The sequence below is a fragment of the Herbaspirillum sp. Sphag64 genome (assembly GCF_014192645.1).
In the GTDB taxonomy this organism is placed as follows: domain Bacteria; phylum Pseudomonadota; class Gammaproteobacteria; order Burkholderiales; family Burkholderiaceae_D; genus Herbaspirillum.
The window spans coordinates 1-7,354 of the sequence record NZ_JACHYE010000028.1; the positions used below are offsets into that span (position 1 = coordinate 1).

At 50.0% G+C, this 7,354-nt stretch carries 5 protein-coding genes and 1 pseudogene; all 6 read left to right on the plus strand.

Annotated features, from left to right (window positions below; genetic code table 11):
• Window positions 1–484, plus strand: a 484-nt coding sequence (locus tag FHW66_RS20535) for a hypothetical protein (protein WP_221197080.1), incomplete at its 5' end; no start/stop codon positions are given.
• A 3-nt stretch (window positions 485–487) separates the two neighbouring features.
• Window positions 488–1,174, plus strand: a complete 687-nt coding sequence (locus FHW66_RS20540; RefSeq protein ID WP_183381691.1) for a hypothetical protein — start codon at window positions 488–490, stop codon at window positions 1,172–1,174.
• Window positions 1,175–1,525: 351 nt separating this feature from the next.
• Window positions 1,526–3,844, plus strand: coding sequence for a type VI secretion system Vgr family protein (locus tag FHW66_RS20545; RefSeq protein WP_183381692.1), 2,319 nt, complete (start codon window positions 1,526–1,528; stop codon window positions 3,842–3,844).
• Window positions 3,845–3,861: 17 nt separating this feature from the next.
• Window positions 3,862–6,180, plus strand: coding sequence for a M23 family metallopeptidase (locus FHW66_RS20550; protein WP_183381693.1), 2,319 nt, complete (start codon window positions 3,862–3,864; stop codon window positions 6,178–6,180).
• Entirely contained in the window at window positions 6,177–6,455 is a 279-nt protein-coding gene (locus FHW66_RS20555; RefSeq protein WP_183381694.1) for a hypothetical protein, read from the plus strand. The genes FHW66_RS20550 and FHW66_RS20555 overlap by 4 nt, the downstream gene beginning before the upstream one ends.
• Window positions 6,456–6,612: 157 nt before the next feature.
• Window positions 6,613–6,870: pseudogene (locus FHW66_RS20560) on the plus strand (cation:dicarboxylate symporter family transporter); the annotation flags it as partial.
• Window positions 6,871–7,354 lie beyond the last annotated feature (484 nt).

Genomic DNA, 7,354 nt, shown 5'->3' on the forward strand with positions numbered 1-7,354 from the left:
AGTTTATAACGCCATTTATCGATTACCGCCGAATCAGAGGCGTAATACAGATTTAGAGGATGAAAAATTTACGGGAATAACTCAGGAAATTAAGGACTGGCGTAACAATGTGGAAGCGCCTCTTAATCCTCCTGACCCTCCAGAGCAAGAAGCACTTCTTGCACCGAGCGATAGTGCCGGTTTCTACTGGATAGCAAGGGGGATGGGCAGACATGCCGATGCGCCACACGTGCTTGAAGCGCGCGTGGTGGAAAGCAATCTTGGTCCAAAAACCTACTATCGCAGTCCAGCTTTCTGGAAGGCCAGCGCGGCGGTGAATTCACCTCGTGCCGTGTCTAGGATCGATTATTCTGGCTTGAATGGATTTGATTCACGTTGCTGCGCTTATGGCGTAGCGGTAGCTGTGTTGTCAGAGCTCTCACTACCAGATGGCAACGGTCAACCTACAGTGATGTACCCAACAGATTTTACGCCGAGGAGATAAATCATGAAACGATGGATAAGCCTGCTGATATTGCTCTGGCCGCTGACGCTGCAAGCAAACGATACTGCATTTAAAAGAACAAAAAAGCACGAAGCCAACATGGGGCCAGGCTGTAATGTATCTTTAAAAATACCGGTAACTGGAAAAATTACTATTCGTTTCTCTAAACATGATGGCAAAGGAGGTGGTAAATTGACGGTCGAAAATCCATTGAATCTAAAAACCAAAGAATATATTGCACCGTTTTATTTTGGTTTCACCTGTTATTCAGTCGACGATGGAGAAATAAACTTAGATCCAGTTCGTTTTGATACTGCGCGTAATGAATGGGTGCGCGATATTGATAAACGCATTGCAGCGACAGGAACTCAATGGAGTGAGGAAAGCATGATGAATCTACGTCGTGATTTTGCACGTGCCATCAAACTCTATCCACTCAACAACATCAATGCACGCGGTTACGCCTACACGGAAGACGACTTGAATGGTGACGAAGAGGGACGTCAACGTACTCTGTACTATTGCCTGATCCGTAATGCGAAGACACTATGTGGCAGGGGCAAGATGGGTTATCTTGAAGAAGGTAAAAAAGGTGATTTAACGCCTTATGTCTTGGAAATGCTTCGTAGTATTGAATTTCTTGAGGATGCAGATCCAATTCCATCCGCTCCGATTTATTCGGACGAGTAATCAGTCCTGGGTGCGCTGAAAGATAACAATGAATTGAATCAGGACAGCGATCCTGCACAAGAGGCCGCGCCATCGATTGGGAATCCGATAGCGCCAACTTGTTTCGCCTCTCGCTGGCAGCAGCGACCATGCTGCGCGATGTATCGGATCAACACATCGCCAGCCTGAGCAAGTTTTGGGATGAATAATTAAGGAAGGGTTTGCACGGTGTGTTTGTGCACCGTGCAATAGGTGTCTTCGTCTCGGACTAAATCGAAAGTGAAGACCTAATTGCGGTAAGGATCGCCCAACGCAATCAAAGACCTCTAGCATCACACGCTTTCATTGAAAAACTTCATGGAGGCGGTCAAGATGTCCATCGAGAAATCAGCACGGCAAGCCGCAGGTCAATTTTCTACATCAATCACCGGACAGCAGCAATATCACGTTACTGTGCGCGGCACGGCTAGCGCAGCATTCTTGTCAGTCGTCTCCTTCGAAGCGGTCGAAGCCTTGGGCGAGCCGTACCGGATCACCATCACGCTGACCCATCCTCAGGAACTGGAGCGCGCCGATTATCTCGGCAAGGACGCCAGTTTCAGCATGGGTACTGGTCTAAGCGAGCCACGTGAATTCGCCGGTTGTATTACCCACTTCAACAAGCTCAAACAAACCCACGACTTTCACAGCTACGAATTCGTCATCGAACCACTGGTGGCAAGATTGCGATTGACCCACGCCAGTCGGGTATTCCAGCATCAAACCGCGCCAAAGATCATCGAAACCATCCTGCGTCGGCATGGGTTCACGGGAGACAATTTCAAGTTCAGAACGCGACGAAGCTGTCCCCAACATGCGTTTCGTTTGCAGTATCAACAAAGTGACTGGGATTTCATTCATCTGTTGATGCAGCAGGAAGGTCTCTACAGCTACTTTATCCCCGGCATGCTGGGCGACATCATTGTCTTTGCTGACGACATCGATCACTACATTTACCAGCCCGAACTCAAGGTGCCCTATCGTGAAGCCGCCGGACTGGATGCCGATGCTGAAATCGTTTTTAATTTACAAACGCAATCGCAGACCGTTCCTGCTTCCTACCTGGTAGCCGACTATTACCCCGATGCCGCCTGGGAGCGTTTCAAGGATGACGCCAACGTTGCCCGTAAAGACATTACGACCTACGGCCAACCCTACGTCTATGGTAGTCATCACCTGGACCAGCTCAGCGCCAAATGGGAAGCGCAATTACGGCATGAAGCAGCAATCGCAAGCCAGATCGTCTATACCGGCGAAAGCAATATCCTCGAACTACGTCCAGCGCGTATCCTGCGTATGGACCATGCATTACCAGATGCACCCAACGGCCAAGTCATCATCAGCGTCACCCACAGCGGTGCACGTGATACTGCCTACAAAAACAGCTACACCGCCATTCCCTCTGACCGGCGTTATCGACTTCCTTTAAACGAAGCCAACTGGCCGAAGATTGCCGGTACCTTGTCAGCAAGAGTCACCTCGCCGGGCCAATACCCCCATGCCTACATCACCAAGAATGGCCACTACACCGTCCGCTTCGATCTTGATTTCGAGGAATGGAACCCCGGCAATGAAAGTGTTCCGTTACGGCTAGCCAAACCATTTGCCGGGGCCAATCAAACCGGCTTTCACTTCCCCATCATTGACGGTACTGAGGCTGCAATTGGCTTCACAGACGGCAACCCTAATAAACCCTACATCGCCCACCTGCACCACAACAGCCGTCACCCTGACCTGATCATCAGCGAGCACCGCTGGCTTTCCCGCAACGTCATCCGCACCCAAAGCAACAACAAGCTGCGGATGGAAGACTGGAAAGGTGAAGAACACATCAAGCTCGCCACCGAACACGGCAAGAGTCAGTTAAACCTCGGTCATCTAGTCGATAGCCAACGACAGCAACGCGGAGAAGGAGCTGAACTCCGAACCGACAATCATGCGGTAATCCGAGGTGGCAAAGGTGTCCTTATTACCGCCGATGCACAACCCAACGCCGAGGGTCTGCAACTGGAAATGCAGGCAGTACAAACCTTGCTGGAGCAACTACAAGCAGAGTCCCAAGAACTGGCCCACGCCAGTCAAGCTGCCAGAGCAGAGATCGCCGACCTGCAAGCGGAATACGACTGGCTGACCAACTACGTCAAGGGCCTCCAGCAAGCCGCACTCGTGGTCTCCGCTCCAGCCGGCATCGCTGCTGCCACACCGAGTCACATCAACCTGTCCGCTGGTCAAACGATCATGCAACGCAGCGGCAACGATCACAGCATCAGCGCAGGCAAACGTTTCCTGCTCGCGGCCAGGCAAGGACTATCGATGTTTGCCCAGCAATGCGGCATGAAACTGTTCGCCAGCAAAGGAAAGATCGAGATACAGGCGCAAAGCGACGAAATACACGCCGTTGCCGACAATAACCTGACGATTACCAGCGTCAACGGCAAGGTAGAAATCAACGCCAAAGAAGCCATCCTGCTCAAGTGCGGCGGCTCCTATCTGCGCATTGGCCCCTTGGGCATTGAGAGCGGCACGCTTGGCGAGATCCACTGGAAGGCAGATAAGTTCTCCTTGCAGGGGCCAGCGGCGTTGCCGCAAGTCTTGCCGGTGTTGCCTACTGAACGTGGCAAAACTGATGACGACTTCATTGTCTCTCGTTAATTCAAGGAAACTCTCCAATGATCATCAGCCCCCCATTCATTTTGCCGGTCGTCAAAGAAGACGATCAACTCCGCGTTAAAGGGAGATCCACAGCGACTCCCCGACTAACCGACGACGAGATCACAGAAAACGCCATGTGCCCAACTGCCAGCATCATGATTGGCGGCACTGGTGCAGAAGACGGGACCTTCCCGGTTGCGAGTCACCTGATGTGGCACAACGGCATTCATCTGCAAGCCAAGGACGCGGGTAGTCACGATTATCCAGTACACGCGATTGCCGATGGCGAGGTCGTGTTCCGGTGCAAACCGACACGCTTCACCGAAGACCGCCAGCATGGTCAACAATACCAGGATGGCTGGACCGATAACGGTTGCGTCATCCTCAAACACACGACCGAAATCGGTGCAGACGGCGACCAGCCAGTCAGCATTACTTGCTACAGTGTCTACATGCACCTTGTCCGTATTCTGATCACGGCAGGAGTCGGAGAAAAGGTCTATCGCAAGGATAAATTGGGCGTAGCCGGTCAGGTCTATGGACATACCAAACAGCTGCACTTTGAGATCTGCTGCGACACCGAGAACCTCAAAAAAATCATCGGGCGCGAGCCCGGCTGGTTAGACCCAGAAGCCATTCCCACCAAAGACGGTCGTACCGACAGCATCTTCGGCAGCCTCTACATTTATCTGCCAGCCACGACGCCGATCAGTCTCAAAGCACCCACCGATCATCTTCGCGCTGAAACCGACATCACGCTCGGCACGGCCCAATGGATCAAACTCGATTACGGGAACGAAGGCAAAACGCCCGGTAGCTGTGCATTCACCAGCTACGGCATCAACGGTCAGCTAGGTGCCACACGACAAGATGCCGACGCCGAATACAACTTGTACAAAGAAGCCACCGATCGTCACAACAGCCTGATCAAGGCACATCCCGCAGTAAAAAGCAGCCCCTCTGGCTGGTATGAGTTATTGCGCTTCGGTCGCAATATCGGGCGGAGTGAAACAGATAAAGACTCACTACCCGACGATGCGGCGCATTGGCGCAAGATCAGAACCTTGGAGGGTAAGTCAGTCTGGGCAGACCTGAATGCGCCGGGTACTTATAAATTCAGCGATGCCGATTTCCTGCCGCAATTTGGCTGGAACTGTTACGACGACGATACCAGTCCCAATGACCAGCGTTGTGATTCAGAAAGACTCAAGGCACTGATCCGGGCAGAAGGCGATCAACCCAATCCTGATCGCAACAAGGATGACGTCAACTTATCGAGACGGTTGGGTGATAAGGACGTGCGCAAAGCAATGCGCAGGGCGATTTGCAAATTCCCCTGCGAGTGGGACAAGCACGCCATGGTTGAGCGTTACGAATGGCTCAAGGAAGTGGGATACGGCTACAAGGATAATCCGGAGGGTTGGGCAGAGTATGTCAATCATCTACGGGCGATGACCTTTGATGGATTACCGCAAGAGTACACAGACGCACAGTGGCGTTTTCATCCGACGGAGTTTATTAAACATTTCAGGAAGTGTGGGTGGTTGAGTGGAGACGAAATGATTCAACTATTTCCGATGACCGCTATGAGAGAACACAACCATCAATGGGTTTCTGAAAAAGTTATTATTCGTCAAACTTTGGTGAACCAATACTGTACCGAATTGAATAAGTCGACACGGCGCTATTGCATCGTAACACCAAGTCGACTGGCGGCTTTTTATGGCAATGCAACTCAGGAAACGATGTGGTTTGGGAAGCTATACGAAGCCAATAAGGCAGCACGTTATGCACCATGGGATGGTCGAGGATTCCTCCAATTAACTTGGCCCGATAATTACATAAAATATTGGGAATTTACCGGAAAAATCATAGCCGACAGCTTAAAAATTCAACTCAACAAAGCTGCTAAACAGGCTAATTTACAGAAGAGTAACGTTCCACTCTCTGATGAACTATTCAACTTACCAGTGCACATATTAAAGTGGCGAGATGTTGAAATACTAAGTCTGTATTCTGTGGCTGACAGTGCAGGCGCCTATTGGGCGTGGACTCAGGCTGCACTATTGGCCGATAGATATGCGCCTAATGAGCGAGCTAAAAAAATCGTCAACGGTAAGCCAAAAATTTATTACACAAATAATAGTTTTGGAAATGTTGCTGGAACTGTGAATGTCGGTATGCCAACGACATCATATACGTCAGTCAATGGCATTGTGGCGCGTTTTCAGGCATATACAGCGGCTCAAATAGTATTGTTGGACAAATCCACATTTCCTGACGCAAATGGAAATCTCAATTATGATCCTGACGATTTCACACCGAGACGGCCATGAAATTAAAAGACACTGTCTCCCTTTGCCTCATCGCCGCTCAACTTATATGTAATGTAAATGCCGCAGAGAGTAATATTTCCACACCAACAATTGATAGTCTAAATAAATTTGGAACAACCCAAGTTCATGTATTAAGAGACTGTAGTTTTCTGGTAAAAAATGTCTCTATGGGTTGGTACGCAGAGGAAGGTGGATACATATTCAATGCGACTAAAACCGAAAATGCAAAGGGGGTAAACACCAAACAAACGACTCCCACCCCACATCACCGATAAACTGACGTCGCAAGCTGCAACATTTCCCTTAAGAAATATTTTACGAACTGGCCCGATGAATCTGTGCCGTTACAGCAATGATTCACCTAAACAACCGCGCTCACTGCTGTTTTAGTAAATTCCGCCCACTTTTGAAAAAGCCCAGGGAAATCGTTTCATGAAAACATCGAACAAAACTACCCGCATGATCATGCTCAGCATGGTCCTCGGTGTTGCCGTCGGTTATCTGTGCCATCGCTTCACGGCCGACGCAGCAGCGGCCAAGGAACTGGCCGGCTACTTCTCTCTGGTGACAGATGCCTTCCTGCGATTGATCAAGATGATCATTGCTCCGCTGGTATTTGCCACCATCGTATCCGGTATTGCTGGCATGGATGACACCAGTGCCATCGGCCGTATCGGCGTCAAGGCCTTACTGTGTTGAACAAGTCGACGCGGCGCTATTGCATCGTAACACCAAGTCGACTGGCGGCTTTTTATGGCAATGCAACTCAGGAAACGATGTGGTTTGGGAAGCTATACGAAGCCAATAAGGCAGCACGTTATGCACCATGGGATGGTCGAGGATTCCTCCAATTAACTTGGCCCGATTGAACTGGTCAGGTATCGGAAACACTAACGATGAAATCACAGGAGAGGAAACTCTCCGTCAACGCATGTTCAATTTTTGCCTGTTCCAGCACGATGGGCCACAAGTTCTTTGCCTTTATAACGTACCTGTCATGAACCTTAACTACCCTGAGGACAGCGCTCTGGAGAAGATAATTGCTGTCCTAAAAAGTATCGAATTTGTTGATATGCCTACCGACGTCTCCCCACATTTGAGTAGCATTCGAAATTAGAGTCTAATCCCATCCTGTAAGGAGATTAGACATGAAGAAGCGTTTTTCAGAAGAACA